Annotated in this window: 20 protein-coding genes; 13 read left to right on the top strand and 7 right to left on the bottom strand. The window is 56.6% G+C overall.

All coding sequences use genetic code 11. The features are described from left to right. Positions 1 to 43: 43 nt before the first annotated feature. On the bottom strand, positions 44 to 769 hold the full coding sequence (locus AU11_RS01595; protein ID WP_043315935.1) for a pseudouridine synthase: 726 nt from the start codon (positions 767 to 769) through the stop codon (positions 44 to 46). Positions 770 to 1,143: 374 nt separating this feature from the next. Between AU11_RS01595 and AU11_RS01600 the strand changes: the two genes are divergently transcribed. Together AU11_RS01600 and AU11_RS01605 are read left to right on the top strand one after the other, a co-directional pair. Continuing rightward, positions 1,144 to 2,352 (top strand): RtcB family protein, encoded by a 1,209-nt coding sequence (locus AU11_RS01600; RefSeq protein ID WP_043315936.1) that lies wholly within the window; start codon positions 1,144 to 1,146, stop codon positions 2,350 to 2,352. Positions 2,353 to 2,375: 23 nt separating this feature from the next. Further along, entirely contained in the window at positions 2,376 to 2,582 is a 207-nt protein-coding gene (locus tag AU11_RS01605) for a hypothetical protein (RefSeq protein ID WP_043315937.1), read from the top strand. Between the two features lie 29 nt (positions 2,583 to 2,611). Here the strand turns inward: AU11_RS01605 and AU11_RS01610 are convergent, their stop codons facing one another. After that, positions 2,612 to 3,001 carry a YchJ family protein gene (locus tag AU11_RS01610; protein WP_043315939.1) on the bottom strand — a complete coding sequence of 130 codons (390 nt, stop codon included), beginning with the start codon at positions 2,999 to 3,001 and terminating at the stop codon, positions 2,612 to 2,614. A 195-nt stretch (positions 3,002 to 3,196) separates the two neighbouring features. Here AU11_RS01610 and AU11_RS01615 point away from each other — a divergent pair, with 195 nt between their 5' ends. Then, positions 3,197 to 3,526, top strand: a complete 330-nt coding sequence (locus AU11_RS01615) for a hypothetical protein (RefSeq protein WP_043315941.1) — start codon at positions 3,197 to 3,199, stop codon at positions 3,524 to 3,526. Between the two features lie 22 nt (positions 3,527 to 3,548). On the opposite strand, the gene AU11_RS01620 is transcribed toward AU11_RS01615, so the two are convergent. Then, entirely contained in the window at positions 3,549 to 5,189 is a 1,641-nt protein-coding gene (locus tag AU11_RS01620; protein WP_043315943.1) for a PAS domain-containing sensor histidine kinase, read from the bottom strand. Between the two features lie 265 nt (positions 5,190 to 5,454). Between AU11_RS01620 and AU11_RS01625 the strand changes: the two genes are divergently transcribed. Genes AU11_RS01625 through AU11_RS01635 form a run of 3 tightly spaced genes read left to right on the top strand, consistent with a single transcriptional unit; the run spans position 5,455 to position 8,524 of the window. Further along, positions 5,455 to 6,837 carry an amidohydrolase gene (locus AU11_RS01625; protein WP_231491414.1) on the top strand — a complete coding sequence of 461 codons (1,383 nt, stop codon included), beginning with the start codon at positions 5,455 to 5,457 and terminating at the stop codon, positions 6,835 to 6,837. Then, positions 6,837 to 8,132, top strand: coding sequence for an amidohydrolase family protein (locus AU11_RS01630; protein ID WP_043315945.1), 1,296 nt, complete (start codon positions 6,837 to 6,839; stop codon positions 8,130 to 8,132). Before AU11_RS01625 ends, AU11_RS01630 begins: the two co-directional genes overlap by 1 nt. Then, positions 8,132 to 8,524: an MAPEG family protein gene (locus AU11_RS01635; RefSeq protein ID WP_231491416.1), complete on the top strand. Its 393-nt coding sequence runs from the start codon at positions 8,132 to 8,134 to the stop codon at positions 8,522 to 8,524. Before AU11_RS01630 ends, AU11_RS01635 begins: the two co-directional genes overlap by 1 nt. A gap of 98 nt (positions 8,525 to 8,622) precedes the next feature. On the opposite strand, the gene AU11_RS01640 is transcribed toward AU11_RS01635, so the two are convergent. Together AU11_RS01640 and AU11_RS01645 are read right to left on the bottom strand one after the other, a co-directional pair. Next, positions 8,623 to 8,919, bottom strand: a complete 297-nt coding sequence (locus tag AU11_RS01640; RefSeq protein ID WP_043315947.1) for a YebG family protein — start codon at positions 8,917 to 8,919, stop codon at positions 8,623 to 8,625. Between the two features lie 154 nt (positions 8,920 to 9,073). Further along, complete coding sequence (locus tag AU11_RS01645; protein WP_043315949.1) at positions 9,074 to 9,703, bottom strand: DUF924 family protein; 630 nt, start codon at positions 9,701 to 9,703, stop codon at positions 9,074 to 9,076. 244 nt (positions 9,704 to 9,947) lie between these two features. Here AU11_RS01645 and AU11_RS01650 point away from each other — a divergent pair, with 244 nt between their 5' ends. The 3 genes from AU11_RS01650 to AU11_RS01660 all read left to right on the top strand — a co-directional run bounded on the left by AU11_RS01650 (position 9,948) and on the right by AU11_RS01660 (position 11,839). Next, positions 9,948 to 10,844: a DUF6249 domain-containing protein gene (locus AU11_RS01650; protein WP_231491418.1), complete on the top strand. Its 897-nt coding sequence runs from the start codon at positions 9,948 to 9,950 to the stop codon at positions 10,842 to 10,844. A gap of 13 nt (positions 10,845 to 10,857) precedes the next feature. Then, complete coding sequence (locus tag AU11_RS01655) at positions 10,858 to 11,412, top strand: sigma-70 family RNA polymerase sigma factor (protein WP_043315951.1); 555 nt, start codon at positions 10,858 to 10,860, stop codon at positions 11,410 to 11,412. Positions 11,413 to 11,479: 67 nt separating this feature from the next. Then, complete coding sequence (locus AU11_RS01660; RefSeq protein ID WP_231491449.1) at positions 11,480 to 11,839, top strand: hypothetical protein; 360 nt, start codon at positions 11,480 to 11,482, stop codon at positions 11,837 to 11,839. A 49-nt stretch (positions 11,840 to 11,888) separates the two neighbouring features. Here AU11_RS01660 and AU11_RS01665 read toward each other — a convergent pair whose 3' ends face one another. After that, on the bottom strand, positions 11,889 to 12,452 hold the full coding sequence (locus AU11_RS01665; protein ID WP_081847872.1) for an LEA type 2 family protein: 564 nt from the start codon (positions 12,450 to 12,452) through the stop codon (positions 11,889 to 11,891). 80 nt (positions 12,453 to 12,532) lie between these two features. Here AU11_RS01665 and AU11_RS01670 point away from each other — a divergent pair, with 80 nt between their 5' ends. Next, positions 12,533 to 13,459, top strand: coding sequence for a 2OG-Fe(II) oxygenase (locus AU11_RS01670; protein ID WP_043315958.1), 927 nt, complete (start codon positions 12,533 to 12,535; stop codon positions 13,457 to 13,459). A 12-nt stretch (positions 13,460 to 13,471) separates the two neighbouring features. Continuing rightward, complete coding sequence (locus AU11_RS01675; RefSeq protein ID WP_081847873.1) at positions 13,472 to 14,464, top strand: mechanosensitive ion channel family protein; 993 nt, start codon at positions 13,472 to 13,474, stop codon at positions 14,462 to 14,464. Position 14,465: 1 nt separating this feature from the next. On the opposite strand, the gene maiA is transcribed toward AU11_RS01675, so the two are convergent. Further along, positions 14,466 to 15,113, bottom strand: coding sequence for a maleylacetoacetate isomerase (maiA, locus tag AU11_RS01680; RefSeq protein WP_043315960.1), 648 nt, complete (start codon positions 15,111 to 15,113; stop codon positions 14,466 to 14,468). A 328-nt stretch (positions 15,114 to 15,441) separates the two neighbouring features. On the opposite strand from maiA, the gene AU11_RS01685 reads away from it, so the two are divergent. Beyond that, complete coding sequence (locus AU11_RS01685) at positions 15,442 to 15,975, top strand: MarR family winged helix-turn-helix transcriptional regulator (RefSeq protein WP_051686858.1); 534 nt, start codon at positions 15,442 to 15,444, stop codon at positions 15,973 to 15,975. A 95-nt stretch (positions 15,976 to 16,070) separates the two neighbouring features. After that, on the top strand, positions 16,071 to 17,267 hold the full coding sequence (locus AU11_RS01690; protein ID WP_043315961.1) for an amino acid aminotransferase: 1,197 nt from the start codon (positions 16,071 to 16,073) through the stop codon (positions 17,265 to 17,267). Positions 17,268 to 17,362: the final 95 nt, after the last annotated feature.

The raw sequence follows: 17,362 nt of genomic DNA on the forward strand, positions 1-17,362 counted from the left end.
CTCCACGGTGTAGGTAGGATCTATCTTTATTAACGGGCCGCCCTCAGGGCAGCTGCCAGCCAAATCGCTCAATCAATGTCATAAGACAGCCTCTGGGTGGTGCCACAATCTCGAGGCGTTCACCGGATTCAGGGTGCTGTATGGACAGCCGATAGGCATGCAGCAAGAGTCTTGCACATTGCAGCTCTTCTGCGAAGAAGCGGTTGTGGGTGGATTTTCCGTATTTCGGGCAGCCGATCAGCGGGTGCGATAGGTGCTTGAAGTGACGACGAATCTGGTGGCGGCGGCCGGTCTTCAGTTCGACTTCCACCAGGGAATAACGGCTGCTGGGGTAGCGGTCGACGGAGTAGGGGAGCTCCACAGTGCCGAGACGCCGGAAATGGGTAATCGCATCCTGGCGGGGTAGATCGCTTTTTGGCCGTTTGCGCTGGTGCTTGAAGTCCGCCACCGGCGGCAGTGGGTGGTCGATGACACCGCTTTCCGGGCAATAGCCGCGACAGATGGCGAGGTACTGTTTGATCGAGGAGTCACTGTCCAGCTGCCCCTGCAGTTTGGCGGCTGCCTCTCCGCTTTTGCCAAACACGATCACACCGGAGGTTGGTTTGTCCAGCCGGTGCACCGGGTACAGGTGCACACCGACCAGATCCCGCAGGTACTGTAGCAGGATGCGGTCTTCATGCTTGTCGATATCCGAGCGGTGCACCAGCCAGCCCTCCGGTTTGTAGGCGGCGATCAGGTGGTCGTCTTCGAAGAGTAACTCTGGTGTCATTTGCGAGGCGCTGCTCGGCTGGAAACGGAATGGAATTATAAAGTGTGTCTTAGCGGGAAACACGCAGAGAACCGAACAGGATCGAGAAAATTTCCGGAAAAGTATTGACACTGGGGCTGAAGCCAATATGCTTGCGCGCAATCTTTATTGCTTGATTTAAGCACATACCAACAGGAGACATGAAATGCAGTTACGGAGTAAACCCAGTAGTTCAAATTGAACGGCCTTTCATGTGCTCGCGCTTGAAAGGTGATACCGCCTTTCAAGCCAGACCTCTTTGAAGCCCTGGCAGTTGCCGGGGCTTTTTTATTTTTACGTCCAGCGAATTCTGAAAGGCATCTGAATACATACGTGGAGAAATCCAGGGACAAGTTATGCCTGTAAAAATGGTACTCAATGGCAATGCACCTGCCGGCACCGTGCCGGTAAAAATTTATACGCAAGACGTAGAAAATGCCGCATTGCAACAACTTAAAAATATTGCCCAGTTGCCCATCATTCATTCCCATGTGGCAGCTATGCCGGATGTGCATATGGGCATTGGTGCAACAGTTGGATCGGTGATCCCTACGGTGGGCGCGATTATTCCCGCCGCGGTTGGTGTGGACATTGGCTGCGGCATGAATGCGGTGTGTACCTCATTGCATGCCAATCAGCTGCCCGATAACCTGAAGCCACTGCGGGATGCCATCGAGCGGCGCGTACCGGTCGGCTTTGGTCGCCACAAGCGGATCAGTGCCCGCGAGGCAGCGGCAAAGAACCTGGCCAGCGGTGCCGAACAGCTTTTTGCCAAACATCCACAGCTGCTGAAACGGTTGCGTAACCCTCAAGAAACCTGGGTAACCCAGCTAGGTACTCTGGGGAGTGGAAATCACTTTATCGAGATCTGTCTCGATGAGAACAACCGTGTGTGGGCAATGCTGCACTCCGGTAGTCGTGGAATTGGCAATGCCATCGGCCAGCACTTTATCCAGCTGGCGAAGAAGGACATGGAAGGGCATATGCACAATCTGCCCGACCGTGATCTGGCTTACTTCCGAGAGGGCAACGGTCACTTTGACGATTACATCGCCGCGGTGCACTGGGCTCAGGGGTACGCCCGGGTAAATCGGCAGGAGATGATGAAGCTGGTGGTCGGCGTGCTGCAACAGCAGTTACCGCCGTTTACGCTGGAGCGCGAGGCGATAAATTGCCACCACAACTATGTGGTACGCGAGCAGCATTTCGGGCGCGATGTTTTTGTGACTCGCAAGGGTGCGATCAGCGCGCAGAAAGATCAGCTGGGAATTATCCCCGGTTCCATGGGCGCACGCTCTTACATTGTGCGTGGGCTTGGAAATACAGAATCTTTCTGCTCCTGCGCCCATGGGGCGGGTCGCCGTATGAGCCGTACCGCTGCACGCAAGCGCTTCACCCGCGATGATCTGGAGGCCCAGACTCGCGGTGTGCAGTGTCGAAAAGACAAGGGGGTGATCGATGAGATCCCCGCAGCCTATAAAGACATTGATCAGGTGATGGAAAATCAGCGTGATCTGGTGGATGTGGTGCATACCCTGAAGCAGGTGATCTGTATCAAGGGGTAGCAGTTTTTACTCTGGAGAAACGAATGAAGAAAAAAACATCGGGGAAAAGCACCCCGAAATCAATGAAGGTCATGCGCAGCCCCCGCAATCGGGTTGCGCAGAATCCACTGCTTGGTAAGGGTGGGCCGCATGTGCGCGCCAAATCCGCCGAGCGTTTCAGTCAAAAACAGAAGGCACGTAAAGAGGCGCGGGAGTGGCAGGGCTCCCGCGGCCAGCGCGCCTGCGCATAGCCGTACCTGGCTTTCCCCGCGTTCTGCTTTCACATGTGTGACGATGGCCACTGCTCCAGCGGCCCGACATACACCCAGCGTTTTTTATACAGCTTGAACAGCGATATCTCGTGCAGCACCCGCTCGGATTCCTCTGCTGCGAACCATGCTTTGAATTCTACGATCGATTTCTTTAGACCCTTTTTGCTCTGAAGAACTTCGAGGCGCAGCCAGAGGGTGCGGAGGTCGTCGCTGTTGAGATCTGGACAGGTATCCGGGTGCCAGCTTTTGATCAGGTAGGGAAGGTTTCCGGTGGCGTAGGCACTGTAGCGGCTGCGCATTAGCAGCTCTGCGTTATTCGGGTAGGCCTTGCCAGACAGGTAGAGCCCGCAGCATTGATCCATGGGTTTGCCGGTACCGCAGGGGCAGGAGGTAGACATCAGGGCCTCAGAGGGTGTTCACGTGGCGGCGTATCATAGCAGCTGGGGGGTAGACTGGCAGGTCGATACCCCGGTGTCTTTGTGAAGAGATTTGCGCCAGAGCTGCTAAGCTCAATGGAGAGGTTCACGTTCCGGTGGGCTCCCCGGTGTCGCCCTGGTGGTGCGTCGCCGGAATACAGTTTGCGAGGGTTCCTTATGAATCGCTGCGATCAGTGGGTATTCGGCTGGTTGATACTGGCGTGTCTGGCAACCAGTCCGGCTTCGGCCCAGAGTGACTCGGAGGGCGGCGAAATGACCGGGCAACCGGGGGGAGGGCAGAGCCCGTACCTGAGCTTTTGTCAGGAACGTTTCTATGACGAGGATGACGGGATCATTTACTGCAATTGGTCGGTCAACTTCCACTATGCCTGTCTCGCCCCATACCCCTCGCGAATTCCCCGTCAGGCGGGATCACTGATATCGAAGCCTGAAGTGGTTGGCGAGTGTGATAATGGTGAGCCGATCATCAAGATATTGCACTATTGACCGGGCCGGTATTTAGCATGGTTTATTTCCCCTCTGGTGGCTGGCCTCCTAGTGGCGCGAACAGCAGAGAGATTTTCTGCTCCAGCTGGTCGTAGGTAAACGGCTTCTTTATACAGTCGAGAATGCCATCGGCAAGAATTTCCTGCACTTTGGATTCGACACTGTAACCGGTTGATAGCATGGCCTTGATGGCAGGGTTGATTCGCTTCAATTGTGCAAACAATTGCTGCCCATCCATTTGCGGCATAATCATGTCGAGGAGCACCAGATCGATTTCCTGATAATGCTTCTCGTAGTGTTCAATCGCCTCTATGGCTGTGGCAAAGGTGTCGACGCGATGGCCGTGCATCTCGAATAGTGCTTTGGAATAACTGCGAACGATCGCTTCGTCGTCCACCAGCATCATGCGAATTGCCCGAGTGCAGTGCATGGCTTTCGGGTAGCGCTGCTGTTTGCCACCGTTGCTAATGACTGGCAGGTACAAGTCAAAATTACTGCCTTTGCCCACCTCGGAACGGCACTGAATCGCACCTTTATGCAGGTGCGTTGTGCCATATACTGCTGCCAGCCCGAGCCCTGCGCCGCGGCCACATGCCTTGGTGGTAAAGAAGGGCTCGAATATCCGTTGTCGGATCTCTTCCGTCATGCCGGTGCCACTGTCACAGACATTGATGCGCAAGTATTCACCTGGCTCCAGCTGGAAATCGGATATGGCGAGAGGCTCGGTAACTTCAACGTTACTGGTGCTGAATACCAGATGGCCGCCGGTTGGCATGGCATCTTTGGCATTGATGCCAAGATTCAGCAGAGCGCTTTTCAACTGGGAGGGGTCGCCCTTGACGTTTGGCAATTCGGCCCCCAAATTCTGGCGCACTACAATGCGACGGTCGATAGTGCGTTCGAGCATTGCGCAGACGTCGCGCACGATGTCGTGTGTATTGCAGTCGTGTAGCTGATAGGAGCCCTTGCGGGCGAAAGTAAGAAGCTGTTTGGTCAGTTCCGCGGCGTGGTGGGCGGTCGTCAGAATCTGCGTTGCATATTCTGATATTTTCGCATCATAGGTTGTCTGCTTGATAACCTCGGCGAAACCGGCAATACCGTGCACCATATTATTGAAATCGTGGGCGATACCGCCGGCCAGTTCGCCGATCGCCTGCATCTTTTGCGCCTGCCGCAGTTCTTCCTCCAGCAGTCGCTGCTTGGTGATGTCGGTACCGATACTCAGTACGCCGATTGCTTCACCGTCGTCATTCGTCAGTAATTTGTTGGTCCAGGCCACCCATACCCGGGTTCCATTTTTGGTGACATTTTCATTGACGTTATAGCGGTGTTCTTCGGGGTGGTTGCAGATATGGTCCATCAGTGGGCGCAGGTCGCGGCCGGTACTCTCGTTTTCGGGCACAATAGTGCCCACCACATGCCTGCCGATTATTTCCGCTTCCCTATACCCGAAAAAACGCTGCGCGTACTCGTTGAAAAAAGTAACGACTCCGTTGCGGTCCCAGCGGAGAATGATCGAATTGGCATGTTCGACCAGTTCGCGGTAGCGCTCCTCACTTTTTCGTAAGGCTTCGTAAACCTCCTGTGAATCATGTTCTGCTGGCGGCGGTTCTGCGTTCGCGGGTGTGGGGCCGCTGCTCGCCGTGTTTACTCTGGTTTCCATTTGTCCTTCCAGGAACCTGGGAACGTTTCTCGATTGCAACACGGCTTATTGAAATTGTCTAGTAAACGGACAGCGATTGCCGTGGCGAAATCGGAAGTTGCTGCTGGCGTCACATTGGTGTTGAATCCGGTAGTCCCGTAAAAAATTCGACAATAGTTTCCTAATAACAAATCAGGGGGTAGGAAAGGGCATGCGCTTATCTTGGAAAGTAGTAAAAAGTCCGCAAAGGCGATGGCATTGCCCGCTGGTGATGTGGGGGGCGCTTATGGCCAGTGTTGTGCTTACTGCCTGTGGTGGCGAGGACAAAGAGACACATTCAGACGGTCCGGATTTTGCTCGCCTGGGGGATTTCCCCAGCACTTATCAGCCGGACGAGGCCGCGCCGGTGCTGATTCGCGGGGCGACGGTTTTGACCGGCACCGGCGAAAAACTGCTCAATACCGATCTGCTCCTGAAGGAAGGCAAGATCGCAGCGATTGGCGATAACCTGAAAGCGCCAAAGAAGGGCCTGGTGGTAGAAGGTGCAGGTAAGTGGGTGACGCCCGGTATTATCGACGTTCACTCCCATCTGGGGGACTACCCGGCTCCCTCCATTGAATCCTCTCAGGATGGAAACGAAATGACGTCCCCGAATACCGCCCAGGTATGGGCGGAACATTCGGTGTGGACACAGGACCCTCAATTTGCTCTGGCTTTGGCGGGCGGGGTGACGACCCTGCAAATTCTACCGGGCTCCGCCAACCTGTTTGGGGGCCGCGGTATCACTCTGAAAAACGTACCCGGTCGTAGTGTCCAGGATATGAAATTTCCCGGCGCGCCATACGGTCTGAAAATGGCTTGTGGTGAGAACCCCAAGCGGGTGTACGGAGGGAAAGGTAGTCTGCCATCCACGCGTATGGGTAACGTGGCGGGTTACCGGCAAGCCTGGATCGATGCCGCTGCATACAAGGAGAAGTGGGAAAATTATCACATTAATGGTGGAGACGCGCCGGACCGGGATCTGCAAATGGAGACACTCGCCGGTGTACTGAATGGTGACATCCTGGTGCACAACCACTGCTACCGGGGTGAAGAGATGGCCATCATGATGGATATTGCGCGGGAGTTTGATTTCCAGATATCGACATTCCACCACGCAGTTGAAGCCTATAAGGTGGCTGATCTGCTTGCGAAGAATAATGTGTGTGCGGCGATGTGGGCAGACTGGTGGGGTTTCAAGCACGAAGCCTTCGATATGACCGAGGCCAACATCGCCATCGTTGATCAGGCCAAGGCGTGCGCCATGATCCATTCCGATTCTGCAGTGGGTATTCAGCACCTCAATGAAGAGACCGCAAAGGCCATGGTAGCCGGCCAGCGCGCCGGCTTCGAGATCCAGCCCCGCCATGCGGTCACCTGGATGACACGTAACCCCGCCCGGGCATTGGGCATCGATGATGTCACTGGAACCCTGGAGAAGGGCAAAATGGCGGATGTGGTGGTTTGGTCCAGCAACCCGTTCAGTGTCTACGCCAAGGCCGAGCAAGTATTTATCGACGGGGTACTGATGTACGACCGCAATAATCCTGCGCGACAGCCGCACAGTGATTTTGAGTTGGGTATTCTGGACGCTGACGGTGAGCGTCTGCCGGAAGGAGGGGAGCGCTAATGGGAATTTCAAACTCGCTGCGGGCTGGCGTACAAGCTTCCCTGTTCTGCCTGCTAGGATTTGCCCTGGGTGCCCAAGGTCAAACGATTCTGATCAAGGATGCCAGAATCCTCACCCTTGGCGATCAGGGTACGTTGGAAAATGGTGACTTGCTTGTGCGTGATGGCAAGATCCTGCAGATCGCAGAAGAGCTTGGTGATGTTGCGGCGGAATTGATTATCGACGGTCGTGGCAAGGTGGTGACTCCGGGGTTGATTGCCCCCAGTAGTGAACTGGGGCTGACCGAAATCGGTGCGGCTGCGTCTACCAATGACGGTGCAGTGGTCGAACAATCTATTGGTGCCGCCTTTGATCCAGTGGTGGCATTCAACGCCCGGTCCACGCTGATCCCCTTCAACCGGGCCGGTGGCCTGACCCGCGCAATCGTATTGCCCGCCAGTGAAGAAAAGATCTTTGCAGGGCAGGGGTTCGCCATCAAGCTCACGGGAGAGTTCGACAGTGTCACAGACCGACAGCTGGTGCAGAAGGTGTACTTTGGCGAGTATGGCGCGCAGCTGGCAGGGGGCAGCCGAGCCATGGCGTTCACCCAGTTGGAGAGTGCGCTGCAACAGGCAAAGGAATACTCGGATAACCGGGATCAGATTCGCCGGGGACAATGGCGAGAACTGGACTTTACGCTGGACGACCTGGAGGCTCTGCAGCCGGTACTGCGCGGTGAGCAGCGCCTCTTGGTCAGCGCGGACCGCGCCAGTGATATCTTGCAGCTTCTGACATTGGCGGATACCTACCAGATTCGACCAATCATTATCGGTGCTGCTGAAGGCTGGATGGTCGCCGATCAGTTGGCGAAAGCGCGGGTACCGGTGGTTGTCGATGTGCTGGGCAACACTCCAGATGCGTTTGAGAAACTTGGGGCGCGGATGGACAACGCCGCGCTGCTGCACAAGGCCGGTGTTACCGTGGCTATCAGTGGCCCCGGATACGCAGGGTCACACAATAGCTATCTGTCGCGTCAGGCTGCGGGCAACGCGGTCGCCTATGGGCTGCCCTTCGAGGAGGGAGTGCGTTCGGTGACCGCCAACGTAGCTGAAATCTTTGGTATCGATGGCGGTGTTCTGGCACCGGGCGGTGCCGCGGAGCTGGTTGTGTGGAGTGGTGATCCGCTGGAGGTCACCAGCTTCGCTGAACTGGTGCTGATCGATGGCAAACCTCAGTCTCTCGTCAATCGCTCCACACGATTGCGGGATCGTTACTTACACCCCAAGGCGGGTACCGGACATGGATATAAAAACTGATGATTAGTGTACAAATTACTGCGCTCTATGGCGGCCTATGTGCATTGTTGGTAATTGCGCTGGCATTTAACGTGGTACGTTTCCGTCGCGGCAAAAAGATTGGAATCGGCACCGGAGGTGATAAAGAGGGCGCAGTACTGGTGCGCGCGCATGCGAATGCGATTGAGTACATTCCACTTGCCTTGATTCTGTTACTGGTGGCGGAGATCAATGGGGTTTCGGCGGTGTGGCTGCACTGTCTGGGTGGGGCTTTGGTGTTTGCACGAATTCTGCACGCGATTGGTCTGGTGGGCGGCAAAGGGGGGTATCACCCCGGTCGGTTTGGCGGTACCGCACTGACCTGGCTGGTGATCATTATCCTGGCGGTCATCAATATCCTTACCGCGGTCTGATATAGACCGGTGTCCTGACCGGCTTGCGGGGAAAAAAAAGCCCGGCAAGCCGGGCATAGTACAGGGATGGAAACCAGAATATTGGTATCCAGGGGGGATTACTGATTTGCCGCCAGCGGTGTGACGTTTTCATCGCTGGACTGCTCGTCCTGCTCTTCCGTGGCGAGCAGCTCTTCCGGCTTGCCTTTACAGGCTTTCGCCAGAACTTCGCGGCGCTTGGCCAGCATCAGGCCGATTTCTTCACTCGCTTCTTCGGACACGCCCTCAACGTTGCGCTCGATCAGTGCGGTGATGTTGGCGGCAAGTTCCAGCATCTTGTCGTGTTCTTCGGCATCTTTTTTGTTATCGAACATGGCTCCGTCTCTATCGCATTTCCAAACGGCTACTACCGCCATACTGGGCCTCCTGAGGTCTTGGTATTGTGGTTATGTGTCGTTGATGTGGATGGATATACAGTATCTGTATGAATATTCAGTGTCAACTGCAATACACCACATTCCGCGCCAGTGTACGCGCTGAGGGCCGGTTAGGGCTAGTTGAGGAGGAGGGCTAGAAGCCGCCGCCGTTGTCGAGCCATGCCTGTTCCGCAGCAGTGGACTCTCTGCCAAGGGCCTGATTGCGATGGGGGTATCGGCCGAACTGCTGGATGACCTTGTGGTGGGCTACGGCAAACCGGCAGTAGCTGGCCGCCGCTTTGGCTTCCTCGGAGGTAACCCCTGTGCCGTTTGCTGCAAATTCCCGTTGTAACTGGTCGAAATAGGCCACCGACTGCTCTTGAACCTCGGGGTGTTCCGAGTGTTCGAGCGGCATTCCGACGAATGCCCGTTGATGAAGGCCCAGTTGCGTGTGGGTATTGTCCCGGATCATGGCCTGGCTGATTTCCAGCGCCAGCGGGTCCCCGGTAAAGGCGGCCGCCGATCCACGGAAAATATTGCGGCTGAACTGGTCGCACAACAGGATCAACCCCACCTGACCATCCAGGGTGTCCCGCCAGTAATCCAGTTCTCCGTTGAAGGCCTGCCCGACGACGCCGCTGAAGCGGCTGTGAATCTCCTCATCAAACGGGTCACTACGCTGGAACCACCGCCCCCGCAGGGGCTCGGGTGGCGTGAAACTGAGGTCCGAGCTGCCAAACCAGAACTCGAGAATGGCCGCTGGCGACACTGATTCGGGGGTCATTGTGTGCTCCTTCAATTATTTTCTGCCGCTTGCATCCAAACAGCTGGGTGTTGTCGTCCATCAGGGGAAGGGTAAAAGCAGGTTCCGGGAATCCCAAAACCTGATACCGGTTGACTAAAAAAGGTACAATCCTGCGCCATTGATGGTCTTTCGAGGTAGTTCGTCTATCTGTCACCATCGCGGAAGAGATTGGCCAGGGCAACTCCCTGCTTTACCTCAGATCAGTTAGAGCGAGATAACACCAATGAGAGCGATTGAAAACAGACAACGCGGCCCGCTGAATCTCTGGGCACTGGCCCTGGTAGCCGCTGTGGGTATGGGTGCGTCGAGCAGCCTGCTGGCCCAGGAAGAGGAGGCGGTAGCACCCAAGCCGCCAGTCCCTCCAGCCCCGGTGGTCGAACCGAAGCCGGTAGAGAAGGAGGTGACCAAACAAGTGCGCATACTGCGCCAGGACGACGGTACTCTGCGCATCCATACACGGGATGAAAATGGCGAAAACGCCGATGTGGAGATTGATCTCGGCGAAGCCTTCGGCGGCAAGGTGACTCAACGCATTTACGAGAAGCTCGAAGAGAAAGGCATTCTGGATGAGAAAGGCCTGGTGGTGGAGCAGGCGCTGGATTCCGTACCCCGCAACATCAGTATCGGTATCAAGGCCGACATGGAGCGTGCCGAGCGCATCCGCGAGCGGGCGGAACGGGCTCGGGAGCATGCGGAGCGGATGCACGAGCATGCCTATGAGGTTCGTGAAGAAAAGGTCAGAGAGCAGCGCTCGGGAGGGCCGGATATGGACTGGTTGATCGGTATCGTGGCGATTATCGCAGTGTTCGGTACTCCGATTCTGATTGTATGGATGGTGACCCGCAACAACTACCGTAAGAAGCAGCTGTTGATGGAGAACATCAACCGCATGGTGTCTGAAGGCCGTGATATTCCGCCGGAGCTGCTGGATGCGATGGATCGCGAGGGTACCAATACCACGAAAGACAGGGGGATTACCCTGATCGCCATCGGCGCCGCTGTATTTATCTGGTTGTCCATCTCCGCCGGGGTGGATGTGGGTAGCCTCGGCCTGATCCCGCTGTTTATCGGGATCGCCCGCTATGTCAATTGGAAGCACGACCAGAAACAAGCGGGTTAAGGGCAACCAATAAATGAACCTCGATGATGGGGATCTGATCAGGCGCGTCGTCGAAGACGGGGACCAGCGGGCTTATGCCCAGCTGGTTCGTCGCTATCAGTCACAGCTGCGTTTCTCGCTCCGTCAGCTGTGCGATGGCGACCAGGGTCTTGCAGACGACATGGCGCAAGAGGCTTTTATCAAGGCCTATAAGGCGCTGCCCGCGTTTCGTGGGGATGCTCGGTTCAGCACCTGGCTGTACCGCATTGCCTACAATCTGGTCATGAGTCACAAGCGCAAGAACGCTCCGGTGGTGGATCAGGAAGCCGTGGACAGCGCCCAATCCCAGGAAAGCGTCGAAGAAGCGCAACAGCTGGGGATGGCCAGAGACTTGAATTCGGCTATGGGGGAATTAAGTGACGCCCAAAGGCAGGCGGTGCATCTGTGTATGCAGCGTGGCTTTTCACATGAGGAGGCGGCAAGCATTATGAAGTTGCCGTTGGGCACGGTAAAATCCCACGTCAACCGCGCTCGGACCAAGCTGCAGTCGCTGCTTCAGGCCTGGCGCGAGGAGGTAGTCAGTGGCTGATTTCGACAGACAGTCAAAAGATTCGCAAAGCATTAATCCCCAGCAGGTGTGGGGTGGATCGGACGGTATGGTAGTCAAAAACGGTGTTGTGCACGCCGGTCCTATGGGCGATGGCGAGCCAGATTTCGACACCTGGTTGTCGCAGCAGCTCCAGTTCAGCGAGCCGCATCTGGACGACGACGGTTTCTGCGAGCGGGTAATGGCGGACCTACCGCCGGTACCGGCCAAGCGCGCTGAACGTCGAGCCACCCGCTATCAGTATGCGGCGGTGGTGTTGGCCTCGGCGATTGTCTGCTGGCAATTCCCGCTGCGGGAAGTGTTGGTGGCCGCGGCAGAACAGAGTATCAGCCTGTATAGCCTGGTGGGCCTCGGTATGCTGGGGTCGCTGGTGGCGATGACTGGCGGCATCATGGCTGCCCGCCGCTGATTGGCGGGCCCCCTCCGGGAATCAAATCTCTCTTGAACCCCCACCCAAATCAGTTCTGATACTGGCCCAGGCGCAGCTCGCCGCTTTTGGAGACCCGTATCGCCGGCAAAATCGACTGCTGCAATCCCAGCTTTGCCTCCAGCTCATAGGGCACGGTATCCCCCTGTAGCCGAACCAGCTCGGTCATGGCCATGATTGACCCCATCAGGTTGGCGGACGCATCGACCACTATGGCGTCCTGACCATAGGCCGGGATCACCGGCAGATTATTCGAGGTGCCGGTAATCACCTTGTGCCCCGCCAGCTTCAGCGTGTAGTACAGCCCGGATAGGGCGAGGGCGCTGTCATTGGGGTTGAATACACGCAGGTGAATACGAAAACGCAGGTCACCACTGTGGTTATTCGGTAGCGGTTCCACCGCTGTTACCTGGACATCCGGCTTTTCAAAATTCGGCGATAACGAGGCGCATCCCTGAATCAACAGGAATGGTACGAGTAACAGCGCCATCATTGCCCTGAGAAGGCCTGCACTAGCGTGAGAACAACGATTCTGTGCCCGGTCGCTTTTCGTGCCCATAGAGGTGTTCAATATGTACTCCTTGAGATTTCCCATAACTCGACTACCGCAAGCCTAACCATCTCGCGGGCCCAGGGCTATACTCATGTGGTCGTTTGCACGGGTAAGGATCGCAAATGGAATTTGCAGAGCTTCAACCTGAATTACAGCAGTGGATCCGCGATGCGGTGAAAAGTGGGCACCACCTCTCCGTCATGGTGGATGCTTTACTGAAAGCGGGATACCAGCCGGGCATCTCGCAGGCGGTAGAGCAGTGCATTCTCGACCACGGGATAGGCCGTCGCGATACCGGTACAGCGCCCGCCCGTCCCGCACACACGCAAAGTCCTGAGACGTCCGCGCCGTGGATTGTGGCTCAAACCAGCGAGCGCAACGGGCGTTTCCACCGCTTCGCCGCTGATGGTAACCAGATTGACCTGGGCGACCGGCTGGTGGATGTCCGCTTCGCCATGAAACGCCCTAACATAGTTCTGTTCGCTAACCTGCTGTCTGACAGCGAGTGCGATGCGCTGGTGGCGATGTCGAAACCCAATCTGAAGCCGTCCCGGGTGGTGAACTCTGAGCGCGGGTCTTTCGATTTACGCGATACCCGTACCAGTTCCGGGACACATTTCGCCCGTGGTGAAACACCGGTGATCACGGCAATCGAGGCGCGCATCTCGCGCCTACTGGACGTCCCCGAGGAGCGCGGCGAACCGCTGCAGATACTGAATTATCAGGTCGGCGGGGAGTATCGCCCTCATTACGACTTTTTCAATCCGGAAAAACCGGGCAACCATGGGGTGCTGTGTTCAGGGGGGCAGCGGGTGGGAACCCTGATTATGTACCTGAATGATGTGTCTTCCGGTGGTGCAACGGTTTTCCCCCGGGTGGGCCTTGATATTCTTCCGCAGAAAGGCGCTGCGCTGTTCTTTTCCTACACCAGTGATTCCGGAGAACTGGATTATCAGACACTCCACGGCGGAAGCCCGGTACTGGCCGGGGAAAAGTGGATCGCGACCAAGTGGCTGCGTACCCAGGACTATGCGCCCGGCGTATCCTGACAGGGCAGGGCGATGCTGCGAGATTTCTCCCACCTGACCCACGTGCAAAACTCGCCGGTGGATACGGACAAAGCCAAAGAATTGGCGGAAACCCTGGAACTTGCGAAAGTCGCTCCCTCCTCGTTTAGTGACGTCATTGATACCGTATCCGAGTCGCTGCTGAATATCTGGCAGGGGTTTCTCGGGCATATTCCGTTCTTCGCGGCCAGTGTCATGATGTTGCTGCTGACCTGGCTGGTTGCGACTCTGACTGGAAAATTTGCCCGGCGCTTCGCAAAAAAAACCACCCAACGCCCATCGTTGCAGGACCTGTTGGTTCGGCTGGTCCGTATCTTTATCTGGGTTATCGGCCTGTTGTTCACGGCAATGGTGCTTTTCCCCGGATTGACGCCCGCGAAAGCGCTGGGTGGGCTGGGATTGTTATCGGTGGCAGTAGGGTTGGCATTCAAGGATATATTCGAGAATTTTTTCGCCGGCATCCTGATCCTGTGGCGCTTCCCGTTTGAGGCGGGGGATGTCATCCAGTGTGAGAACGTGTCCGGTCGGGTTGAAGCGGTTGAGGTGCGCAATACCACCATTCGCCGTACTACGGGAGAGCTGGTGATAGTCCCAAATCTGTTCCTGTTCAAAAATCCCTGCGAAATTCTCACAGACCGAAGTAAGCGGCGCTTCAGTATCAAAGTGGGTGTGGCCTATGGGGTAGACCTGGATGCTGCGGTGGGGGTGATCGAGGAAGCGGTGCGTGCCTGTGACCTGGTGCGGGACGACGATCCGGTCCAGGTATTTCCCCATGAATTCGCAGACAGTGGTATTGAGATCGAGATCAGCTGGTGGGCGGGCTCCACACCACTGGAGGAGCGCAAATCCCGCGGCCAGGTGGTGGCCGCGGTAAAACGTGCGCTGGATGCTGCAGGTATGGAAATTCCCTTCCCCTATCGGACCCTGACGTTCAAAGAACCGCTCTCTCTGGGTGGCCCTGCTGCGCAGGCGTCGGCGCAGGAGTGAATCAGAGCGTGCTGTCCGGCTGGTTTTCCGGACGCGCCTTATCGAACGCCGGCAGCGCGGCGCAGGCGGCGCCGATGTGTGCAATGGTCGGGTAATCGCTTACCGCGACGCCAAATCGTTCTGCGCTGTAGATTTGCGGCACCAGGCAGCATTCAAACAGACCGGGCCTTTCACCGCCCACAAACGCGGTGCTCTGCGCGCTGAGCTGTGGGGCCAGCTGGGTCTCCAGTGCATCAAACCCCAGACCGATCCAGTGTCGTATCCACGCGACTTTCTGCTCGTCTGAGGCTCCGAGTTCCGCTTGCAGATATTTCAGCACGCGCAGGTTCTGAACCGGCTGAATGTCGCAGGCGACGTTGTAGGCGAGGGCACGAATACGTGCGCGAGCCAGCGCGCCATCGGGTAGCAGGGCGGGTTGCGGATACTGTTCGTCGAGCCATTCCAGGATGGCGAGGGACTGGGTGAGCACCTGGCCGTCGTCAATCAATGCGGGCACCAGGCCCTGGGGGTTCAGGGACTTGTGCGGCGCTTCCTTCTGTTCACCTTTCAGTAGATTTACCGGGTGGTATTGGTACTCGAGACCTTTCAGGTTCAGGGCAATGCGCACCCGATAGCTGGCGGAAGAGCGGAAGTATCCGTGAAGCTCCATATTCTGAATATCCTCAAAGATGGGAAAGTCTTGTGTCAGAGGGCAGGGGGGGCAGATTGCGAGCCTCCATTGCCCGAGCAAACAGTTTGCGTAAACTTACAGCAAGGCTGACAAAAATGGCGTGAGACGCCGTATAATGCGCGGCCAATTTCGTTTGATGCTGTACAGGCGCATCAGGCTGGCGGGAAATCCACCGGTCGTGCGGCGCTCCCCGTCAGCGGCAGCACCCTGCCAGAAAAATTCCTGCGGCAGTGGTTACAATTGAAACCAATCTTAGTTACATTTGATATTTGGTACAACCGGATTCCTAGCAGGTACAAAGACCGCAATGACAAACGACACCACCAATAGCGAAACGCACAGCGAAACTGGGGCATTTAGTGACCCCATCGACGCTGTGCGTCCGGACGACCTGCGGTTGGAGAAGTTCCTGCCGTATCGTTTGTCGGTTCTGTCGAACCGGGTGAGTAACGCCATTGCGGATGCCTATAGCGCGCGCTTTGATCTCACCATTCCCGCCTGGCGGGTGATGGCCATTCTCGGCCGCTTTCCCAATCTCTCCGCCGCCGATCTGGTGGAGCAGACAGCAATGGACAAGGTGGCCATCAGCCGGGCCGTGTCCATTTTGATCAAGAATGATTACATCACCCGTAGTGAAGACCTCGCGGATCGCCGCCGCCAGGTGCTCAACCTGTCCGAACTGGGGCGCGACGTGTACGAGCGGATCGTACCGCTGGCGCAGCAATACGAGAACGACCTGATGGGGTCGCTCTCTGCGGATGAGCGTAATCAGCTCGATAGCATCATCGAAAAGCTGATGGCACGTGCGCAGGACTGGGCGAACCGCGGCCTGATCGACTGATCGGCTCTTCTTCTGCCATTCTTACTTTCAACCAACCGGTTTCATTTGCCGGTGTGCGGTTGCGCGCACGCCGGCCGGAATTTTCAGGAGTGACCATGTTTGACCACCTGAGCAGCCTGCCTGCGGACCCGATTCTCGGCCTGTTGGCCACCTACCGTGCCGACGATAACCCACGCAAAATCGATCTGGGGGTGGGTGTCTACAAAGACGAGGCCGGCCACACGCCGGTTTTGCAAGCGGTAAAAGAGGCGGAAACCCGGCTGTTGCGCAGTGAAGAAACCAAAGCCTATGTTGGTCCCGCTGGCACTCCCGGCTTCAATAGCGCCATGCAAGAGCTGGTGCTCGGTGCAGGGCATCCAGCACTGATTGGAAACCGGGTGCGCTCCGCGCAGACGCCTGGTGGCTGTGGTGCCTTGCGCGTATTGGCCGAGTTCGCCAATCGCGCCAAGGAGAATGCCACCATCTGGGTGAGCGACCCGACCTGGGCAAATCATGTCCCGTTACTGGGTAATGCCGGTCTGCAGATCAAGAGTTACCCGTACTACGATCGCGCGACCAGTAGCCTCAAGTTTGACGAAATGGTGGAAACCCTGCAGAAGGTCGGCGAGGGCGACCTGGTTCTTTTCCACGCATGCTGTCATAACCCCTGTGGTGCTGACCTGAGTCGCGACCAATGGCATGTGCTGGCGGAAATGGCACAAAAGCAGGGGTTCACGCCATTTATCGACATGGCGTATCAGGGGTTTGGTGACAGTCTGGAAGCCGACGCCTATGGGTTGCGGCTAATGGCCGAGTCGGTACCGGAAATGCTGGTGGCCGCCTCCTGTTCGAAAAATTTCGGTCTTTACCGCGAGCGTGTTGGGATGGCCATGGCCATTTACCGGAACGCCGACGCTGCGGATCGTGGCCAAAGCCAGATGCTGAATGTGGTGCGCGGCAACTACTCCATGCCGCCAAACCACGGTGGTGCCATCGTCGAATCCATCCTGACGGATGCCGGCCTGCGCGCAAACTGGGAGGCTGAGTTGACGGAAATGCGTGAGCGTATCAACAGCCTGCGCTCCGGACTGGTGGACAGCCTGGAGAAAGCAGGCGCTGTCGGGGACTTTCACTTTATCCAGCAACAGAAAGGTATGTTCTCGTTTCTGGGGATTACTCCGGAGCAGGTGCAAAAGCTGCAACAGAAATATTCTATTTATATGGTAGATTCCAGTCGTATCAGTATTGCGGGTCTGAGCCAGAGCAATATGGCGTATTTCTGTGAGTCCGTTGCTGAAGTGTTAGAGTCTTGATCGACAGATCGATCGATTGATTTAAGAGATAGCCGAAAATGGAAATTGAGGTAGAAGCCACCGTGTCCGAACACCGCGAGCCGAAGTACCAGAGT

This window comes from Microbulbifer sp. HZ11 (assembly GCF_000708675.1).
Lineage (GTDB): Bacteria > Pseudomonadota > Gammaproteobacteria > Pseudomonadales > Cellvibrionaceae > Microbulbifer.